Source organism: Arthrobacter sp. Soc17.1.1.1 (genome assembly GCF_036867195.1).
Classification (GTDB): Bacteria; Actinomycetota; Actinomycetes; order Actinomycetales; family Micrococcaceae; genus Arthrobacter_D.
Map to the genome: position 1 here is coordinate 98,813 of NZ_JBAJII010000002.1, position 19,642 is coordinate 118,454.

20 protein-coding genes and 1 pseudogene are annotated in these 19,642 nt (G+C 61.2%); 5 read left to right on the forward strand and 16 right to left on the reverse strand.

Features of this window, described 5'->3' with window-relative positions; genetic code table 11:
- Positions 1–345: 345 nt before the first annotated feature.
- Positions 346–1,431 carry an AI-2E family transporter gene (locus V6S67_RS18130; RefSeq protein ID WP_334211729.1) on the reverse strand — a complete coding sequence of 362 codons (1,086 nt, stop codon included), beginning with the start codon at positions 1,429–1,431 and terminating at the stop codon, positions 346–348.
- Positions 1,432–1,725: 294 nt separating this feature from the next.
- Complete coding sequence (locus V6S67_RS18135; protein WP_334211730.1) at positions 1,726–1,968, reverse strand: hypothetical protein; 243 nt, start codon at positions 1,966–1,968, stop codon at positions 1,726–1,728.
- Between the two features lie 294 nt (positions 1,969–2,262).
- Here V6S67_RS18135 and V6S67_RS18140 point away from each other — a divergent pair, with 294 nt between their 5' ends.
- Both V6S67_RS18140 and V6S67_RS18145 read left to right on the forward strand, forming a co-directional pair.
- Positions 2,263–2,877: a hypothetical protein gene (locus V6S67_RS18140; RefSeq protein WP_334211731.1), complete on the forward strand. Its 615-nt coding sequence runs from the start codon at positions 2,263–2,265 to the stop codon at positions 2,875–2,877.
- A 162-nt stretch (positions 2,878–3,039) separates the two neighbouring features.
- Positions 3,040–3,342 carry a DUF4193 domain-containing protein gene (locus V6S67_RS18145; RefSeq protein ID WP_334211732.1) on the forward strand — a complete coding sequence of 101 codons (303 nt, stop codon included), beginning with the start codon at positions 3,040–3,042 and terminating at the stop codon, positions 3,340–3,342.
- 202 nt (positions 3,343–3,544) lie between these two features.
- On the opposite strand, the gene V6S67_RS18150 is transcribed toward V6S67_RS18145, so the two are convergent.
- From V6S67_RS18150 to V6S67_RS18175, 6 genes are all read right to left on the reverse strand, one after another.
- Positions 3,545–3,790 carry a hypothetical protein gene (locus V6S67_RS18150; RefSeq protein WP_334211733.1) on the reverse strand — a complete coding sequence of 82 codons (246 nt, stop codon included), beginning with the start codon at positions 3,788–3,790 and terminating at the stop codon, positions 3,545–3,547.
- A 429-nt stretch (positions 3,791–4,219) separates the two neighbouring features.
- Positions 4,220–4,525 (reverse strand): DUF3040 domain-containing protein, encoded by a 306-nt coding sequence (locus V6S67_RS18155; RefSeq protein ID WP_334211734.1) that lies wholly within the window; start codon positions 4,523–4,525, stop codon positions 4,220–4,222.
- Positions 4,522–4,851 (reverse strand): hypothetical protein, encoded by a 330-nt coding sequence (locus tag V6S67_RS18160; protein ID WP_334211735.1) that lies wholly within the window; start codon positions 4,849–4,851, stop codon positions 4,522–4,524. Before V6S67_RS18160 ends, V6S67_RS18155 begins: the two co-directional genes overlap by 4 nt.
- A gap of 82 nt (positions 4,852–4,933) precedes the next feature.
- Entirely contained in the window at positions 4,934–5,341 is a 408-nt protein-coding gene (locus V6S67_RS18165; RefSeq protein ID WP_334211736.1) for a hypothetical protein, read from the reverse strand.
- Between the two features lie 209 nt (positions 5,342–5,550).
- Positions 5,551–5,865, reverse strand: coding sequence for a RidA family protein (locus V6S67_RS18170; RefSeq protein ID WP_334211737.1), 315 nt, complete (start codon positions 5,863–5,865; stop codon positions 5,551–5,553).
- 550 nt (positions 5,866–6,415) lie between these two features.
- Positions 6,416–6,556 carry a hypothetical protein gene (locus tag V6S67_RS18175; protein ID WP_334211738.1) on the reverse strand — a complete coding sequence of 47 codons (141 nt, stop codon included), beginning with the start codon at positions 6,554–6,556 and terminating at the stop codon, positions 6,416–6,418.
- An 811-nt stretch (positions 6,557–7,367) separates the two neighbouring features.
- On the opposite strand from V6S67_RS18175, the gene V6S67_RS18180 reads away from it, so the two are divergent.
- Together V6S67_RS18180 and V6S67_RS18185 are read left to right on the forward strand one after the other, a co-directional pair.
- On the forward strand, positions 7,368–7,646 hold the full coding sequence (locus tag V6S67_RS18180; RefSeq protein ID WP_334211739.1) for a hypothetical protein: 279 nt from the start codon (positions 7,368–7,370) through the stop codon (positions 7,644–7,646).
- Between the two features lie 142 nt (positions 7,647–7,788).
- The gene (locus V6S67_RS18185; RefSeq protein WP_334211740.1) at positions 7,789–8,064 is read left to right on the forward strand and encodes a hypothetical protein; all 276 of its coding nucleotides are present in this window, start codon (positions 7,789–7,791) and stop codon (positions 8,062–8,064) included.
- A gap of 369 nt (positions 8,065–8,433) precedes the next feature.
- On the opposite strand, the pseudogene V6S67_RS18190 reads toward V6S67_RS18185, so the two are convergent.
- The 3 genes and pseudogenes from V6S67_RS18190 to V6S67_RS18200 all read right to left on the reverse strand — a co-directional run.
- Positions 8,434–8,982, reverse strand: a pseudogene (locus V6S67_RS18190) (recombinase family protein); the annotation flags it as partial.
- Positions 8,983–9,267: 285 nt separating this feature from the next.
- Positions 9,268–10,248, reverse strand: a complete 981-nt coding sequence (locus V6S67_RS18195) for an aldo/keto reductase (RefSeq protein WP_334211741.1) — start codon at positions 10,246–10,248, stop codon at positions 9,268–9,270.
- A 120-nt stretch (positions 10,249–10,368) separates the two neighbouring features.
- Positions 10,369–11,250 carry an aldo/keto reductase gene (locus tag V6S67_RS18200; RefSeq protein ID WP_334211742.1) on the reverse strand — a complete coding sequence of 294 codons (882 nt, stop codon included), beginning with the start codon at positions 11,248–11,250 and terminating at the stop codon, positions 10,369–10,371.
- Between the two features lie 178 nt (positions 11,251–11,428).
- On the opposite strand from V6S67_RS18200, the gene V6S67_RS18205 reads away from it, so the two are divergent.
- Positions 11,429–12,307 (forward strand): helix-turn-helix transcriptional regulator, encoded by an 879-nt coding sequence (locus V6S67_RS18205; protein WP_334211743.1) that lies wholly within the window; start codon positions 11,429–11,431, stop codon positions 12,305–12,307.
- A gap of 593 nt (positions 12,308–12,900) precedes the next feature.
- Here V6S67_RS18205 and V6S67_RS20015 read toward each other — a convergent pair.
- From V6S67_RS20015 to V6S67_RS18230, 5 genes are all read right to left on the reverse strand, one after another.
- Positions 12,901–13,380, reverse strand: a complete 480-nt coding sequence (locus tag V6S67_RS20015) for a pullulanase X25 domain-containing protein (RefSeq protein WP_442884900.1) — start codon at positions 13,378–13,380, stop codon at positions 12,901–12,903.
- The gene (locus V6S67_RS18215; protein WP_334211745.1) at positions 13,367–13,732 is read right to left on the reverse strand and encodes a hypothetical protein; all 366 of its coding nucleotides are present in this window, start codon (positions 13,730–13,732) and stop codon (positions 13,367–13,369) included. The genes V6S67_RS20015 and V6S67_RS18215 overlap by 14 nt, the downstream gene beginning before the upstream one ends.
- 471 nt (positions 13,733–14,203) lie before the next feature.
- Complete coding sequence (locus V6S67_RS18220; protein WP_334211746.1) at positions 14,204–14,620, reverse strand: CBS domain-containing protein; 417 nt, start codon at positions 14,618–14,620, stop codon at positions 14,204–14,206.
- Between the two features lie 1,079 nt (positions 14,621–15,699).
- Positions 15,700–18,042 carry a glycoside hydrolase family 65 protein gene (locus V6S67_RS18225; protein WP_334211747.1) on the reverse strand — a complete coding sequence of 781 codons (2,343 nt, stop codon included), beginning with the start codon at positions 18,040–18,042 and terminating at the stop codon, positions 15,700–15,702.
- A gap of 35 nt (positions 18,043–18,077) precedes the next feature.
- Complete coding sequence (locus tag V6S67_RS18230; protein ID WP_334211748.1) at positions 18,078–19,019, reverse strand: PfkB family carbohydrate kinase; 942 nt, start codon at positions 19,017–19,019, stop codon at positions 18,078–18,080.
- Positions 19,020–19,642: the final 623 nt, after the last annotated feature.

Genomic DNA, 19,642 nt, shown 5'->3' on the forward strand with positions numbered 1-19,642 from the left:
AACAACGGCGAGGTAACAACGGCGAGGTAACAACGGCGAGGTAACAACGGCGAGGTAACAACTGAGTGTCAACCCGGGGGTGAAGGGGTACGGCAACTTATCCCGGGGCGGGCCCACCCACCCGTGTTTTCTCACACCACAGCGTCCTGTTCCCAGGCGTAAACGAAACCCGGAGCGCGTACACGCAGCGTGGACGCATAGCGATAGCGACACGGGCACATTTACGTGAAACAGGCTCTGACTGAGTCTTCGTAACGGCAGGACCAGCAGCAGCCCGGTCCGGCACCGATCGTGCTGGGAGGAGCTGCGCCGGATCCAACGCAATGACGTATCTGAAATGTGCGTTCACTTTTCCGGTTGTGGGTCGGGGCCTGGTGTTCGTTTCTTCCAAGCTCGTGCTCGGCGGTTGATCTTTCGTACGTCGTCGGCGGATGGATGTGCAGGGATGAAGGACGTATCGCGAATGTAGCGGAGGATGACGGTGCCGACGGCTGTGACGGGTACTGCTATGAAGGCTCCGGCGATGCCGAACAGGGTGCCTGCGACGGTGACGGCGGAGAGCACGACGGCGGGGTGGATTTGGAGGGAGTGTCCGACCAGGACTGGTTGCAGGACGTTGCTTTCGAGTTGTTGGACGAGCAGCACGATGCCGAGGACCAAAAGTGCGGCGGTCCACCCACCGTCCAGGAGAGCGACGATGGTGGCCAGGAGACCGGAGGTCACCGCCCCGATGATCGGGATGAACGCGCTGAAAAAGATCAGCACGGTCAATGGAAGCGCCAAGGGAATGTTCAGGAGCCACAGTCCCAAACCGATGAACACGGCATCGACGAGTTCTACGGCGACCTGGGCGAGGACGTACCCGGACAGCGCCGCCCACGCAGCAGTGGTCAGCGCCCGCACGTGTTGGTAGGTGCGGGCATCGCTCCAATGGGCAGCCCAGGGGAGGAACTTGTCTCCGTCCTTGAGGGTGAAGAACACGAACACGACGACCAGCAGGAAAATAACAACCCAGGAAGTGACCGTTCCTACGCTGGAGTAGATGCCTGAACTGATGCCGGTCAGGATGGCCGAGGTGTTGTTGCGGATCTGGTCGAGCCCGGCCTCGATCAGTGCGCTCAAATCCACGTCCTGCACATTGAACGGAGGCCCTTGGAAGAAGGCGCTCACGTCGACCAGCAGCAGACGCGCCTTCTCCAGCAGCCCGGCTGATTCGGTGACCAGCGAAGGGATCATCCACCGCAGGATCGCGTACATCGCGGCAAGGAGCGTGAGGATGGTCAGCAGGGCAGCTACAGCGTTCGGCAGGATTTTGCGTACGACGCGGTTGACGGGCCAGAGGACGCTGCCAAGTAGCAGTGCCAGCAGGACCGGGAAAAGCACAGTCCACAGGTACGCTGCGGCCTGCCACAGGATCCACAAGCCGATCACGATGACAATCGTCCCCGCGACCCACCTGACCGCGGTGAAGAAGCCTCCCGCGAATCGACCCGACCCCGGCTTCAGTGCTGGCCTCGGTACCTTTGCCGGCTTCGGATCCTTCGGTGACCCTGGCGCCGTGTCTTGTTGTGGTCCATGTGGTCCGTATGCATCGTGTGGCGTGCGCGCGTCGTGTGGTTGTGGTGAGTTGTCGCCTGGGGGAGTGCGCGTCATGTCGTCCTCGTCTGTCCGCCCCCACCTCGTCGAAATGGTGCTTATAGGTTCGCTGTCGGAGTGAACGTTGTTCTAGGGGCCGTTGAACAGCTCGTCGCGTTCGGTCTCAGTGAGGTCGGCGTACCCGCAGTCATCCATTGCCTGCTGGTAGGTCTGCTCAGGATCAGCGCCACCGTCGATGGACGCGCTGATGGCGTGTTGTTCCGCAGCCATGCACGCCTCGAACTTCTCCGCCGTCAGCACATCCGTGCAGGCGCTAACACTGAGAAGGACGACGCCGACGACCAGGACATGAGAGGCAGTGTGTGCACCCATCCGGGAAGCATAGACCTGCGCCCGAGACAGCATCAGGTGCCTCCTATCCGGAAGGTACAGCTTTCATACGCACTGCTCATGAGCTACCAGAGACTTCACGATAAACGGTCGCCGGTACACCAGTGATCCCACCCCCTATGCGTGCTTTGGTCTTGATAGGGATGGCGCAGTCGAGTCATTGACGAGATCAGATGCTCATCATGCTGAGAAAAAGTGTTTTTTGTGGTGCTTTGACGTCGGATGGTTCTACGCTGTGAGCATCGGGTGCTGATCGCACCCTGAAGGCGGTCTCACATGCAGGTCTTCACAGTACGAGCCCATGCCGTCGGGGACGGGTTCATGATCACCAGCCCAAATTTCCCCGAGCTGTCCCACCTCGCGGCGTCACTGGATCATTGCTCAGCCAAATCGTTGATCGCCGAGCAGTGCGGGATCGACGCAGACCGGGCGTGGTTGCAGATCGAGGTCCACACAGGACGCGTTGTTGTGGTGTCCAGCGTCCACCCGCAGCATCTTGTCAGCCTGCATACCTTCATTCCCTCCGAAGCCGCGAAGAGCCTCGAGAATGAATCGATGAATCCACTCCTATCAGCTGTCCTGCACCACGAAAACCGGTACGCCAAGGACCATGGCCGAGACGTTCCGGAGGTCCGTTTCACTCTGTCGTTTTCCCCTGGCCGCAAGATCCAACGTTTGAGAACGGGAACTTACCCGCTGACCGCTATACTCGGCGGTGACGTGTCACACCTCATCGATGAGACAGAGGCAGACCACAGCAAAGTCCTTGCCCGGATGCAGCAGCACGCGTCATCCGGGACGGGAAATCCCGTGTTAGAGGTAGCCGAACTCAGTACTGTGCAGTGCGTGGTGATCGCTCCCGACCAAGTGCCGTCCACGCGGTTCCGGTGAGGTCTCGGTCAGACTTTCTTTTGTGTCGGGGTCCTTGCAGAACGTGAAAGCACAGAACCGGCAGACGGGGATGAGAAACAAGGGGAAACAGCTCGTGCTTCGGCGACCCGGGCGCAGGTAACCTGTTGCGACGGTTCCAGGAGAAAGGCGACTCACATTCTCATGTCCACTGATTTCGATGCCCCGCGCATCCGGGAAGAAGACCAGCCTGCGAATGAATCGCTTGAAGCGATCAATGCCCAGCGCAGTGCGACAACGCAAACCGCCCTCATCGACGTCGAGGACACCGACACGGCAGAAGGCTTCGATCTGCCCGGGGCAGTGCTCGAGGAAGAACTATTGGTGCAGGTGGTACCGGTTCAGGAGGACGAATTTACCTGCAAGGTGTGCTTCCTCGTCCATCACCGCAGCCAGCTCGCCGGGGAAGGACCGACCGGTCAGTACTGCACCGAATGCGTCGACTAATAACTGGAAGCGACAACACCCGGCTCCAGCAAACGAAGAGATGGCTGTGCGTGTGCGGCTCGACGGTGAAGTCTCTCATCAGGCCACCGCACGCGCGATCAGTGATGTATGCGTCTATTGGTGGCCTGTCATCACAGGATCCCTCGCTGCTTTCCTGGCCATACTCGCCACTGGGCACCGTCGGGTGCATGGTGCGGAGATCTCATTCATCGGTGAAGTGTTCGCTACTCGGCCGGGCCGCTGTGTTCTCGTCGAGAACGTCCCGAAGGTCGAGCTCGTCATTGAGGTCCTCGAGCCGGAACTCCGTTTCGGGGTCCGGGTATCCGTGCTCACGGTATTCGAACTCAAGCTCCCGGTGCACTTTACTGTTGAGCACCTCGACATCCTCGGTTGCCAGAACACCCAGGTCCTGAGGGAAGAACTCGTCGGGGCGAAGCCGGCTACTCATCACACCTCATTCGTCACTCCACAATCTTCAAGGGCGGCGGTGTCCGGAGGTGCCAGTGTCCGCTGCGTTTTTGTATCCTGCAGCCCCTGGCATGTTCTTTCCAGTAGAAGGAAGGCCGGCAATGACCGTCCAGCCAAGCAGTGTCCGAGAATGATCATCGGGTACTAGAACGCTCGGAACCAAATCGCTTCTCATCGGTGGCAGGAAGTCCACATCACCAGGCCTGCGCCGCTGTGCTGTGGGTGGGCAGATGAGTGCGGCAGGACGGGTGCACTCTGGTAAGCGTCGCAACACTTGCTAGGTCAGGAGTGTTATCAGAGGCGAAGACGTCCACCGACGCAGCGTCGGTGACTTTGTGTTCCGCCGCTTATCCTCTGGCCGGATGCGGAACCAGCTTTCAGGCTCCGTACTAGGCGCTCAATCTGATGTTCAGGTATGAACCCCAGCCGCTTCCGAGGTGTGGTGCGTGCTGTGTTGAAGAGCAATGTTTCCGCCGACGATCATCGCCACGAAACCGAGCACGCCCACTGGCAGGAGATTGACCATGATCCCGACGAACACGATGACGAGTGCGGTAAACACGATCAGCAGGCCCCGCACATCGATCTCCCCAGGCATGCCGCTCACGTACTCACTGTGAAGGGTGTCGAGCCGGCGGGTGAAACGGGGATCCTCTACCCAGAGCTGGTGCTCGATGTCGTCGAGGCGGCGCTGTTCATCATCAGAGAGAGTCATCGTAATTCTCCGGCATCGGTATGTCCTTCCAGTATGGCAACAGGGGCTGGGCATGGGACCAACCGCAGCCTGGGGCGCGGATCATTGGCTTGCTGTCCCAGGGCAGTCGAGATGCTGTCGAGCTGACTGGCAAGGACCTGACAATCGGGCACTGCGCCAGGGCGGGCCTGTTCCATGGCGATCAGCGTGTGATGCACAGATACGAGAGTTCGCTGCAACGCGTGCAGGACCTCGGTACTGACCAGCCCGTGTGAACAATCAGTAGTGGCAGCAATGAAAAGCACTTCTGCGGTGTCCGACAGCAGGACGGCGGCGTCAGTGGTCACGCTCAAAACTTCTCTCCTTTCATCATCTGGCAACGAGAAAACTAGGGTCCGCGGTGATCACACGAGGTGGCGAGGGAAGCGTTCAGACGAACACGTTTGCCACAGTCGAGGCGTGGTGCGTGCGCGCTGGAGGCTCCCAAGGGATCCGGCACACCCTGTAGGCAGGGCAGGCAGGCAGTTCGTCGGGCACCTCGATCTGCGCGGACTTATGTGCTGAAAGCGACGCAGTGGCGTCATCGTCCTGGCTGTCACTACCGTTTACGGTGATGGTGTGGACGAACGCTTGCAACGACTCGAGTCCGTCTACGTCGATATGTCGCGCTGTCGTGAGGTCCACGACGACCGAACGAACACCGGTCACGGACAACGCTCGTCGAATCAGCGGCCGTAACGCGATACTGCTGCTCACGGTTAGGCAACCCGCGATGCGCAGGTCAGCCTGCGCGGTCTCACCATTGAAATGCGGTATCACACCGAGCTTATGGGCCATAAGGGCTACCTTCCGGTAAGGAAAACTCTCATGGTGCCCGGCTGCTCAACCACCACCTTCAACGCTACCGAACCTCCTGAACCACAGGGCACAATTCGTTGGCTCCATCACGGCTGCGCCTTTGATAAAATCTCCTGCCCATCAGCGTGGAAGGAGCTCGCTACATCCCACCGATCGAGCACGAACCTCTTCCGGACCGGCCATCGTCCCTAGCCCGACTGGTCACGTATGTCCTTTCGAGCACGGAACAGGTCATCCCGATCAGTAGACGCCACGAGCACCCGAGTACTGATTACGTCCTCGATGGTCGCTCCAGCTTTTTGGAGAGCAGTCGTCATGTTCCTGATGCACTGTGCAGCCTGAGCTGCATGGTCGCCTTGACTTACCGACGCTTCGGCCGTATCGAGGGGGCAGGACCCTGCGAAGAAGATGAGTCGAGCATCTGCCGGCGCAGTAGCCGCGGATGCGTACTGTGCCATCTCAGATAGTGCGGTGGAGCGAATCAAAGTCACTGTTGAAACCATCCGCGCTCAGCTTTCCCTCGTATCGACGAAGCTCCAGCATCCCACCTGCCGTAAATGGCTCGGGAGGACCGACTTGCAGGTCCGCTGTAGCACGCGGTGTCGCCCGATATTCACGGATGGCCGTGGTGGCCTCGCTGTCCGTAGCTTGGTGGCTACGCCCGGTTGAACGGCGGCAGGAATACATGCCGAAGCCGGGCATCCAACGCGGCAGCGTCCCGCTCAGTATGCGCTCGGAGCCAGGAGACGTCACGGCCCAGCAGGCAGCTCCGAATCGCGGTCGCCTGCCCAGTCGTCACCTTCTGCCGGGTCGGACTGCCCGCGACATTAGGCGGGATCCGGAACAGCAGTTCACATACATTCCGATGCAACGAAGATCCCGCGAGGCTCACACCTCCGCCAAGGTGCGTCGACACCCGCTTCTGCAAACTCGTCGCCGTACCGACATACTGCGGTACCCCACCACGCGACCACAGGTAAACCCCAGGCTCACTCGGCAAATCCGCGCGGGCAGCCCACTTGCAGCACGTCTCAGCGCCGTAAGGAGCCGACTCTAATCCTTACCCGCAGGCTCAGCGGAGTCGAGCGTTGTCGACGAAGTCGCCTCGTCAATCGCATCGAGGATGGCTTCCATCTCGAAGTCGTCCTCGGCGCCGTAAAGGTTTAGATCGCTTTGGTTGTAGAAGTTCGTCACGACCCAAGAGTATCGCCATCAAAATTGCAGACATGAGCGGGAGAAACGGGGCTGATCCTTTCTGCGCCGCTGCCCACACCTAGGGACAGCTCTGGAGGGTTATCCACCGCTACGACGGCTGGGGAGCTACCCGGATGGCTCCTTGAACTCAGCCGTGGATAACCCGACCTGACCCCAGCCATGGACAGCTCCTATGGTCGGCTACAGCAACCGACTCCAGCCATGCTGTCCCTATTGCCACTATTAGTCCTATTAGTCCTATTAGTCCTATTAGTCCTATTAGTCCTATTCGTCCTGCTGGCCCCCAGTGTTGGACCGAGGTCATGCTGATCGCGATCACGCTGATAGGAGGCTGTGCACATCCACCGTTCGCTCGGGGCAAGCTTCACCGTGTCGGTGACGCAGGTGGTTGTGTGCAGGCGGACCACTGGTTCCTGCTGTCCAGGTGTGTGCGGGACAAGCAGCGGAGCGTGGGGAGCTTGTGCCGTGCACAGCTGGTCAGGAGGCGCGCCGCTTCGCGAACGCATCAATCGGTCAGCTCCGATCGTTTCTTGGCCCGCCCGCCGTCACCCCTCAAAAAGTTTGAGGATGTGACTTTTTCTCGGCGTGCCGGTCTTTCTAAGGAGCTGTTTAGCGGGGTAGATGTGTTCGTTGTACCTGAAGTGCCTAAAGTGCCCAAAGTGCTGGTGGGGAGGGTGGGGCACTTCTTGTCATGGGGGACGCAGTGAGAGAGCCGGGGCCTGAGGAGTATGGTCGAGCGATTGAGCGGGTGTTTGCGCGCTGTCCGAGGATCAGCGGGTTGAGGCTGTTATTGGCCGAAGCGCGGCTCGGTTTCGCGACGGTCCGTTTCGACGGCCCGGCCGATGATTTCCGTGGGCCGTACGGAGCGATGGTGCGCCTACCGAAGAAGCGGCACGATGACCTGTGGGACCGGTACGCCAACGATCGGGATGCGACGGTCGATTGGGTGCACGCGGGTGTCGCCATGCGAGCAGTCCGGGCACATGCACTCAGCCAGGACCTAGACCGCGGGTACACCATCGACGATGTCTGGTGGATCATCAACGATTGCCTCGACATCTCCGGATGACGGCGTATTGGGCAACTGGTCGCCCTGATCGCCTGCAGGATGGGATTTACCCGCGGGGTGTGGGCTGTGTGTGCCGGGAACTGTGACCATTCCAGTACGTGTCGTCAGCGTCCTTGTGATGTTGTGACTGGAGACTGGGAGCATGGCATTCATGGGGGTTCTGAAGGCACGTGCGGCGCTGTGGTTGAGGGACCATCGGGGTGCTGTGCCGTCGATCATTGCGGTGCTCGCCGTGATCGTGTTCTGGGTGGTAGGAGCGATCGGCGGTGCTGGGTTCCTGGCCGGAGCCAGCTCGCCCATGGCTATGCTGACCGGGCTTTATGTCGGTCTGGCCGCCGTAGCGGTTTCCATTATCATCGCGACACTCGCCCTCAATGACCTCGCACGTCGCTATTCCCGATCCCGCGCACGTAGGTAATATCCAACGGGTCCAAAGAACGCGGAGGAGACCAGCGGTCGACCTCGAAAGATGATCGGCGGCGGTAGACGGCGCGTCTTGTACCGGTTAGTGGCTGAAGAGATGAGCCGTCTGCGGGGCAGTGCTGACCGTGTCAGCGCTAGTCCAGCGCCGGTCCAGCGCCGGTCCAGCGCCGGTCCAGCGCCTGGACTGTGCGGCGTGACGTACTTATTGAGGGGGCGGCATCTGGGGTGCGGTCGGTGTTGTGAGCAGGCTGTCGTAAGGGGTGAGGTCGGGGAGGTCCCTAGTGTCGGCGGGCAGACTCTCAACGAGGGCACGCAGCGTGCTCTCCCCGTCAGGATCAGGCTCGGGCTTGTGACCGGATCCGGCGCGGAGGTAGGCGTACACGGTTTCGCGGCTGATGCCGTATTCACGGGCCAGGACTGCTTTGGGCACGCCGGCGGCGGCCTTTTCGCACAGTTCGATAGCTCGTTCTGGGCTCAGGGACCGGGAACGTCCTTTGTAGGTGCCTCGCACTTTTGCCAGGGCTATTCCTTCTCGCTGGCGTTCGCGGATCAGGGAGCGTTCGAACTCGGCGAATGCGCCCATGACGTTCAGCAGCAGGGTCGCCATTGCATTGTCGTCCCCAGTGAATGTGAGCTTCTCGTGCACGAACTCGATCCGGACGCCTTTTGTGGTCAGTCGTCGCACGATGCTGCGTAGGTCCTCGAGGTTGCGGGCGAGCCGGTCCATCGAGTGAACGACTACGGTGTCGCCGTCACGGACGAAATCGAGTAGGTCCTCCAGGGCGGGTCGGTTCTGATCCTTACCCGACGCGTGATCGGTGTACTTCCGGTCGAGGGCGACTCCGTCGAGCTGACGGAGCGTCACCTGGTCAAGACTGCTCACCCTGATGTAGCCAACTCGCTGCCCGGTCACCCGAATACCCCTCATCTGTCAGCTTTGACTCTAAGACCTGCGACAACTACTGTCCACAAATGACAAATCGGAGCCTAATCTGACGGTTTGTACCAAAGCGTCTGACGTCCGGTATGGGTGTACTCCAAATCGACACCTATAAGGGGTGTGGCCGACGCGCGCAAGGGTGTCTGTGCGTACATCCTCATCGCCAACCCGGATCGACCGCTCGGAATGTTCCATAGGGCTGATAGGCGGCAAGGTGTTCCGAACCGACGTGGTTCGGAACACCTTGTCCGGTACTGCCTAGAAGAAGGTGGGCTCGCGGGGCGTGTAGGGGGCCTCCAGTGCGGCTACTTCTTCGTCGGTGAGGGTGATCTCGAGTGCGGCGGCGGCGTCTATGAGGTGCTTTGCCTTCGTCGCGCCGATGATCGGGGTGTCCACGACGGGGTTTCTCAGGACCCAGGCCAGCGCGACGGTCGCCATGGCAACGCCCCGTTCGGCGGCGATTTGCTCGACAGCGTCGACGATCGTTTTGTCGGAGTCGAGGTAGAGGGGCCGGCCGAACTGGTCAGTGGTGGGGTAGGACTTGGCGCGGGTGCTGGACTTGTCTCCCCAGGGGCGGGCGACGATGCCGCCGCCGAGCGGGGACCAGACCAAGTTGCCGACGCCCTGGTCGGTAAGCAGGCCGTGCATCTCGCGTTCTTCCTCGCGCTGGAGCAGGTTGTACTGGTCCTGCATTGAGACAAACCTCGTCCACCCGTTCAGCACAGCGGCCGACTGCATCTTCGCGAACTGCCACGCCCACATCGATGAAGCGCCGATGTAGCGGGCTTTACCGGATTTGACGACGTCGTGCAGCGCTTCCATGGTCTCTTCCACGGGGACTTCGGGGTCGAAGCGGTGGATCTGCAGTAGGTCGACGTAGTCGGTGCCGAGGCGTGTGAGCGAGGCATCGACCTGTTCGAGGATCGCTTTGCGGCTCAGCCCGCCACCACCTGGGTTCTGGTTCATCGGCCAGTAGATCTTGGTGGCGAGGACAGTTTCCTCGCGGGTGCTGTATTCGCGCATGGCGCGACCGACGATCTCTTCTGAACTGCCCATGCCGTAGACGTTCGCGGTGTCCCAGAAGGTGATGCCCAGCTCCACCGCCTGTCGGAAGAGCGGCGCGGAGCCGTCTTCGCCAAGGGACCAGTCGGCCATCGGGTTCGGGTCGCTAAAGGCCATGCAGCCCAGGGTCAGGCGGCTGATCTTCAGCCCGGAGGTGCCGAGTCGGGTGTATTCCATGGTGCGTGTTCCTATCAAAGGGTGTGCAGGTGAAGCGGGGCGTGCGGAGGGTTGAGCGGTTCCGGCGGTTCCGGCGGTTCCGGCGGGAGCGGCGGGGTGCCGCCCACGCCGGAAAAGGGATCAGGCCTCGGGGATAGTGAAGGCGAAAGCCTCGCGGGTGATTGCCTCGACCGGGGGGCCACCGCGAACCCCGGTGTCGAGAGCATCGATCACGGCGAGTTCCTCGGCGCTGAGTTCGAAGTCGAACACGTCGAAGTTCTCAGCGATGCGGTGGGCTTTGGTCGATTTCGGGATCGCCGACCGGCCCTGCTGAAGGTGCCAGCGCACCATGACTTGAGCCGGGGTCTTGTCGTGCGTCTTGCCGATGGCCTGGATTGTCGGGTCATCCAGGGTGCTCTTGGCATCAGGCATATACGTCGTGACCCCGCCGATGGGCGACCACGCCTGGGTCAGAATGCCGTGCGAGGCGTGCAGCGCCTGCAAGTCCTTCTGCTGGAAGTAGGGGTGCAGCTCGATCTGGTTGACGGCCGGTACGACCGTCGTCGCGGCGAGCAGCTGGTCGAGGTGCTCGGGCATGAAGTTGCTGACACCGATCGCGCGAACCTTGCCATCGTCCAGTAACTTCTCCAGCGCCCGGTAGGAATTAAGTGTGAGCTCGAATTCGGAAGGCAGCGGCTGGTGCAGGATGAGCAGGTCGATGTAGTCGACGCCGAGCTTGGCGGCACTCTTGTCGAAGGCGTGCAGGGTCGCGTCGTAGCCGTAATCGCTGATCCAGATCTTCGTTTCGATGAAGACCTCTTCGCGGGGGACACTTGAGTTACGGATGCCCTCGCCCACCTGCACTTCGTTGCCGTACGCGGCAGCGGTGTCGATGTGTCGGTAGCCGCCGCGCAGTGCTTCCTCGACAGCTGAGACGGTTTCCTCGGGTGGGGTTTGGAAGACGCCGAGTCCGATAGCGGGAAGCTTCACGTCGTTGTTCACAGTGATCATGTTGTTGGTCATGTTTTCAACGGTAGGCAGGAAACAGGTTGGGGTGAGAGCCACTGGTGTTATCCCCCAGCGGCGCCCGGCAGCGGCGAAAAACGCATTGTCGGACGGAAGGGCGGGCCCAGCTCGTGGGGGTTGGGAGATAACGGCAGGGACTCCCAATTCCGTCATCGACGCGCCTAGCCTTGAGGGTATGGATACCCGTAATGACGTGCAGCAGTTCCTCACCGCGCTGCGCGCCCGCCTCACCCCCGAGGCTGCGGGTTTGACCGTGTTCGGTGGGGAACGCCGCGTCCCCGGCCTGCGCCGCGAGGAAGTCGCTCAACTCGCCGGGGTAAGTACCGCCTACTACACGCGGATGGAGCGCGGGGACCTCAGCGGCGTGTCCGAGAGCGTGCTGTTCGCTCTCGTTCGGGCCCTGCAACTCAACGAGGCGGAAACCGCGCACCTGTTCGACCTGACACGAGCAGCATCCGGGCCGCGCCGGGCACCCCGGACGAAACCCCAACCCCGGGTATCAACCCGGGTTGGGCAGCTGATCGATGCAATGAGCGATGTTCCCGCGATCGCGATGACCCGCCTCGGGGACCCCGTAGAGTCCAATCCCTTGGGCCGGGCACTGTTTCCCGACCTCTTCCCCGCGGGAAAGCCTGTCCTGAACAGCGCCCGCTACATGTTCCTGAACGAGCGTTCCCGGGTGTTCTACCCAGACTGGGAGACGACCGCACTGGAGGCCGTGTCGGGGATGAGGCTGCTCGCCGGCCAGGATCCTAGCGACAAAGCCCTGATGGCCCTCGTCGGTGAGCTCGCCACCCGCAGCAACGAGTTCCGCACTTGGTGGGGCGGACACACAGTACGGACCCACTCAACCGGGACCAAGCGCATCAACCACCCCATCGTCGGTGACATGACCCTGGGCTATGAAACCCTGGCCATCACCTCGACACCCGGGCTGGTCCTCATGACCTACCTCACCGAACCTGCCACACCCTCCGCGGACGCCCTGAACCTACTGCGGAGCTGGACCGCGAACGAAACCCTCACCGACCTAACAACCCGCACCAGCGGCTAACCCGCCCCGGATATCTTGACCACCCGGGCACGCTGATGCCGTAAATCCGGCTGTGCGAGTGGCCCGCTTCCGGGCCCTCCAACCCGCCGTGAGCACACTGTGAAACAGTCTCAAACACGCACGCTGAGAGAGCTTGATACGAACGTTGGTCGGCCATCGAACGCTGCGGAGACAACGCCACTCACCTCTGCGATTCACAGGTGTACCCCAGATTTCTCATTCGGACATTCTGACTCATAAACCTCAAATATGAGGACTTTTGACACGAAACGCGTCGAGACAAGTTTCCGAGACTACGAGAACGGCGAATTCACTGGGGAGTGGTCGTTCGATGCAGGACCGCTCGAAGTGTCTTGACCAGCTTTAGCTTTTTGAGACGTGCTCGAAACGGTTGCGAATAGGAGTACGGCTGTGTCGTTAACCTCGTGTACTCGCCGCCGTCAGTAAGGCCTGGTAGGTGCTTCGAAATCTTAGGTTGCTTGCCACGAAGTAGGCTCTTGGCTTTCCTGACAGCCATGCCTTCTCGAGTCCCGGTGCGGATCAAGTCAAACCCGAATTCGACCATGATGCTCAGTGGGTGGGCGTGCTGGTCGTTATTGGTCGATGGGGGCCAGTGGGGGTGTGGTGGGGTTGTCGAGTTCCGTGGTTTCGATGATCTTGGTGTCGTAGTCGAAGCAGAAGGTGACCTTCTGGGCGATGCGTAGCTCGAGGCTGAGATTTGGGCCGTTGCGCATTCCTCGCACCCCGTAGTTCTCCTCCCAGGACTCGTCGATGGTGACTTTGTAGTCGTACTGTCCTGCTGGCAGGTCGACCGTCAGCCACCAGTACCCGTCGGTGGGGTGGTAGGCCATGAGATACCCGGGCTCCGCGGGATCCCACTGCTGGATGTTTGAAGCCGATGGATCGGCTGGTGATGGCGATCCGGATGAGGTGGCTGGTGAAGGGAAGGTGCCGGCAATGTTGACCGTGTGTGGTTGGGCAGCGACGCGATCGAGAACGACCGATGGATCCACCGGTACAGGTTTCAGAGCGGGTAAGGGGTGGTTGGCGCGGGAACTGTCAGGAGAGCTCATCAAATCCTTTTGATGGTGTGGTGTTTGAGGTTTCAGCGTCTTGTGGCCATGACGGCATGAGGGCTGCTGCTGCGCGCATTCCTTCGACGGTGAGGCTGTACTGCGTCCCGTGGATACGCAGCAGACCCAGATCGCTGAGCGCACGCACAGGGTCCACCTGGAGTTGCTGCCCTCGAGTAGGCGGATCCTGCCCTGTCTGAATGATGCCGCCCGCGAGGTCCTTGAAGGTACCGCTTGCCGGTAAACGCATCATCTGCGCCGCCAGGTCGATGAGGAACTGTCCACATTCACCTGAGACCCGCGCAGGGATCAGACGGTAGGGCACCGCCGGCGGCCTCTGCGAGTCTGTCACCGCTTACCCCTTTTTCGTCTCAGTTGTTCAACGGACTTACGAGTGATGAAGTCGACAGGGCTGTTCGGAGAGCGCCTCAACTAGTCTCAGTTCTACAAGATGACCCAGGACGGGTTGGTGGTGCGTTTCGGTAGCGTCAATATAGAAGCGATTACTGCTTACACTCTGTCTTCGGCCCCCGGGGCAGCTTCTTGTCGAGAGCAGTGAGCGCAGCAGTAGATGCTATGGCCCACTTCTACACCGTGTCCGAGGATCCGGCACCCACAGTGCCTGCATACTGGTGCCAAAGCCTGGACCGCACACTCAAAGCTGTCGAAGGTCCGAGTCTCCGTACCTCGGCTGATCGTGAACGTCTTGTCGTAGTCGTTACCGCAGGTATCACAGACGGCCATCACATTTCTCTCTTCTGCGCATGCCTTTTTGGAGATTTCCCTGCTTTTCAGGGATACAGGCGTTTAGCGGACAGGGTTGTTAGTAGGAGATGAATTCGACGAGTTCCCCGACCCGCTCGTCCGGGAAGTTCCGGGCGATGTCGGCCTGAGTCAGGATGCCGACGAGGTCGTGTCCGTCGATGACAGGGAGCCGGCGTACCTGGTGTTCCTGCATGGTCATGATGGCCACGTCGATCTCGTCATCGGCTCCGATGGTCACGGGTTTGCCCTGCCCGAGATCGCCGGCTGTCACGGTCTTCGGATCACCACCATCGGCAAGGCATTTGACGACGATGTCACGATCGGTGATCATCCCTTTAAGCCGCTGGTCCTCCCCACAAATGGGCAGCGACCCCACGTTCAGGTCCTTCATTTTCCGGGCTGCCTGCTCCAGGGTTTCCCGTTCACCGACGCACTCCACGCCACCGGTCATGATGTCTCTGGCACGAACTGGCATTTCATCCTCCACATGATCTTGTAGCTTCTGACGACACCTGACAGGTGTGATGGATCGGGCCGACATCGCGTCGAGGTTCCTCGATCGCGAACGTAAGCCTGCGTCCATGATTGTCTCGACCAGCCCGAGAAGTAACCCATCGATTCCCCTCTTTTTCCTGTTACACCTCGTGGCGAGCGTGCTAGGGCATCGCTGCGCCCGACAGCCGGATGATCCAGGACAAGACCTTGTGCGCGGTAGTGGGGAGAGCCGCAACAGCACACCACAAGGAGCAAATGGTTGCGCGGAGGCAGGAGCCAAAGGAATGATGAGCAGCTCCAACTAGATGCAGGAGGAAGGCACGGATATGGCGTCCAAACAAGACAACCAAGGTCGGCCGTTCTCCGAGGAGACAGCAGCGCGTGACGCGGGAATCATTCCACCTGACCCAACCTCTGATCAGGGTCCTGGTATGGACTCGGACGTGACCCCGCCGGAGGAGTTCGTCTCCGCGATCACGACCACCATCGATGGGGACGCGGCTGATGAGGATGCCGCTGACGCGGTGGGTGCTGACCGAACGAAGAGTGAGCCCATAGGACCCGTTACTCGGCCGGATGTTGACCATCCTGTACAGGGTGGTGATTACCCGTCCCAGCCTGAGGCGGCACGAGCGTCGGATGATCCAGACCGGACGGGGTATCAGAACGACGCCGACACTCCGCGCTGACGTTAGCAACCGCCTGCACCGGGGTGAGGCACCCTGATCGGGGTACCCGCAGGTGACACTGCGAGCGATACCGGTGCAGGTCACGATGAACAGGATGGTCCTCGGCCCCCGGGGCAGATTCTTGTCGAGAGCAGTGAGCGCAGCAGTAGATGCTGTGGCCGACTTTTACACTTTGCCAAGGATCTAACAGCCGCAGTGCCTGCACACTGAGCCAGATCACGGACTGCGCACTCGAAGCTGTTGAAGGTCCGGGTTTCTGTATCTCGGGTGAGGGTAAACGTTTTGTCGTAGTCGTTGCCGCAGGTTTCACAGATCGCCGTCAGACTCCTCCTTTCTGTGTGTGCGGCATCAAAGAGGATGGTGCCCGAATTTAGTCTCGCGGTTCGCGCCCGGGAGGCTGCCGCGGCGGTTCTGTCGTCGGGTGTGGAACGATCAGCGGCGACGTCACAGGGTGTGTCGCCGTCAATACGCGAAGTGTGCCGTCGATCCAGATTGGAACCTTTTGGCCGCCCTCATCGAGTAGTCGTACGGTGGTGCCGGAGCGGGTCGTGTCGACGCCGATGCGCTGGCCGCGCCATCGGAGACGGAAGGCGATCCTGTGGAGCTTGTCCGGCAGGCGCGGGGCAAGATGTAGTTGCTCATCGTCCGCTCGTAACCCGCCGAGTCCGCTGACCAGCGCCAGCCATGACCCGGAACACGCGGCGAGGTGTACCCCCTGGTGGCTGTTGCCCTCTACATCGCGCAGGTCGATGAACGCAGTCTCGCGCAGGTAGGACAGGGCAAGGTCGAGATGACCTACCCGCGCGGCCACCACGGACTGCGCGGTAGCCGATAGGGAAGAATCACGGACGGTTCGCTGCTCGTAATAGCTGAAATTCCGGGCAGTCTGTGTTGCCGTGAATGCGTCGAAGCACCACCACAAAGCCAAGACAAGATCGGCCTGCTTAATGACCTGACGACGGTAGATCTTCACATAATGCGCGTGCTCCTGCACCGGATAGGCGCCGGGATCGGTGGCGAAGTCCCATTCCCGGTAGGTGGTGAACCTTTCGTTGGCGGGATGGATACCGAGCGAGGCATCGTAGGGAACATATACGGAATCGGCCATTCCACGCCACGTACCGATCTCCAAAGGAGAAACATCGAACCGCTCGGCATGCTGGGGATAGGCCTCACACGCCGCGGCCGCGGCCTTCAGGTTGCGCTGAGCCATCAGATTGGTGAACACATTGTCATCCACGACACCGGTGTACTCATCGGGTCCGGTCACGCCGAAAAGGTGGAACAGACCGTCGTCGTCCTGATGAACCGTACTCGCCCACATCCGGGCAGTTTCAATCAGGACATCAAAGCCGTTAATTGCGGTGAGGGTTGTTCCCGTGGCAAGGGCGTAAAAATTGAACGCCAGAGCGATCGTGGCGTTGAGGTGCACGGCCGCGCTACTCGCCGGCCAATAGGCGGAGGCCTCATGCCCGTTGATGGTGCGCCAGGCAAAGGAAGCCCCTTTCACTCCAAGGACCTCAGCACGCTCCCGGGCGGTTTCCAAGGTTGAGGCCCTCCATCGCAGCAGATGCGCCGCGCCCTCCGGGTACAGCAGCGTCAGCGTCGGCGCGACGAATCCCTCGATATCCCAAAAGGTGTGACCGCTGTAGCCAGAGCCGGTGAGGGCTTTGGCACCGATCGGTGCCCGGCTGAGGCACGCTGAAGCCTGGAGGACTTGGAACAGGTTGAAGCGAATTGCCAGCTGCAACTCGGCATCCCCTCCCACTTCCACGTCCGCACCGTCCCAAAACCGGTCGAGAAATGACTGCTGGTCGGCGGTAAGTCCTTCCCATCCGCGTTCCCGGGCCCCGTCCAGTGCAGCGAGCACCTGCGCTTCCAGGTCGGCAGGATCATCGTCCGACGACCGCACGTGGCACAGATACTTAGTGAAGCCGACCTTTTCCCCGGGCCGGAGGTCGGCGACCACTGTGGTGATTACCTGGTCATCATCCCCGTGTGTGGAGATATGGCCGCCTTCGGGAATGTGAACGTCGTGGTCAACTGCGGCTGCTACCCCGATGAGGCTTCCGCGCGTTGAGTGCACCAGCAGGCCGCCGGTCTCATGGCACCGGCCAAACCATGACCGGAACGGCTGTTCCAGTGCGTGAGCTACCCGCGGATCGGCGTTGTCCACCCGCAAAGCTGTTCCGTTAACGACCAAGTCTGAACGTATGACTGCATGGACTGCGTAATCAACCGCTTCAATCTCGTAACGGATCGCCGTGACCGAACGCTGGGTCAGCGACACCAGACGGGTGGAAACCAGTCGCATCCGCTGCCCTGCCGGGGTGACCCACTGAGTTTCGCGGCGCAGCGTACCGGAACGTAGATCCAGTGTGCGCTCGTGATATTCGGGTGGTGTCTCGCGGATGTCGAGCGGCACACCGTTCACCTGCAGGCGGATAGCGGTGCCGTCGGCCACACCGATGATCGCCTGGCCGTGCTCGGGATACCCATAGCTCTCCTCGGGGTAGGACAGCGGGTGGCACTCATATACGCCGGCCATGAATGTGCCCGGGGACAGACTCGGCTGCGCTTCGTCCAGGGTGCCCCTGACCCCGACGTATCCATTGGCCAGTGCGAAAACCGACTCCGCAATCCCAGGCCCATCCCAACTGAAACTTGATTCGTCGACCCGCCAGGGATGGGCATCACATGAAGAGTTCGACACGGGCACAACGCTAACCGAACGGCGGTGGGGGCACCTCAGTTGTTTGCCCGGTTCGCCCCCTGTGCGTGCCGCGCGTCGACACCCAGTTGGTGGGCGTTGAGATCAGGCCGTCCACCTGCTGTGCCCACCACCTGCGCCGCAGCCGCCGCGGCCCACCATGCCGCCGACTCGGGGCTCTCACCCCGCAGCAGACCGATAGTGAGCGCGGCAACAAAGGCGTCGCCTGCGCCGGTCGGGTCCAACGGTGCCTCATCAAGATGGGGCAGTACCACATGTCCTAAGGGCCAGGCCACCACGTTCCCTTCTCCTGGTGCGGCCAGCGCGACGACGCGCGGACCCTCACTCAGCAGCGACCGCGCAGCATCAACGGTTTCCGTCACATTCCGGGGCTTCCATCCGGCCAAAGCTTCGACTTCCTTCTCGTCCGCGCGCACGACTGCGGCGTGGCATAGAACCAGCCGGCGGACGTCCTCGTCGGCCGGAGCGCCATCGGCCACCATCAGGGCGCCACCCGCGGCGCCTCCCTCAAGTGCCTCCGATACTGCCGGCCCAGGCTGCTGGAGCTGGACCAGCACAGCATCGGCCGATTGCAGCAGCTCCCGGCTCGCCCGGACATCTTCGGCAGTGAGCAGCACCCCGGCAGCCACGTCCTCAAGGAGCCGCCGGACACCGTTAGGCTCGACAATGTCGACAAGGAGCGCGGTCGCCACACCGGGGCGGCGCACTACGCACGTGACACCGATTCCGTCCTCTGCCGCCTGGTTCACCACATCCTGCCCGGCCCGGTCATCGCCGACCACCCCGACCAACTGCACGTCAGCGCCGAGCTGACGGCACGCCACTGCCTGATTCGCACCCTTGCCACCAAGGAGTTCCCGACGATGGTGAACAGCTACCGAGCCGCCCTCGTCGGGCATCCCATGAATCGTGAGCACAAGGTCCCGTGCCACCTGGCCCACCACGACAACACCGGACATCGCTTACGCTCCTTCTTCACCCATGGTCGATCCGTTTCATCGCCGATCATAAGACGCCTGTTCCGGCCAAGGTTATTGACGTAACGCCTACTTTTTGTTGCATGAATGGCCTGGCTCAGTTTTCGATAGCGGCAGGTCCCAAATCTAGGGTTTGAATCGCCGGACAAGTCCCCGGAGTACGGTAGGGCCTCCGGAGGAATCGGGGTACGGATTTTGGTGGATACTCGTACTGCGCACAGGACCCGCAGGCACTGGGGCAGGCCCGTCCTTGGCTTCCGGGACCGCGGTACTCCTACCTGAGACGACGGACTGGGCTGCACGATACGCACCCAGTGAATCTATCTTGCCCTTGAGCCGACGGTGCTGGCCATCGGGCCTGTTCACTTCAATGACGCTCATCCCCTCGCCCTGCAGAACCTTCGTCAAAGCAGCCCATCCCCAACGGGATGTGCGGCGCTTCTGCGTGTGGATGCCACCGAACCCACTACGCCCCTCCTTATACGGAGGCGACGTCCCCGGGCCCACGCCAGGCCTGACGGGTTCGGACGTAGTCAACACTCTGGGTCATCGAATCAGTTGATGCATCTGCCTGGCGGGTCCGGTGAAGTGGGTTCCGGTACCGA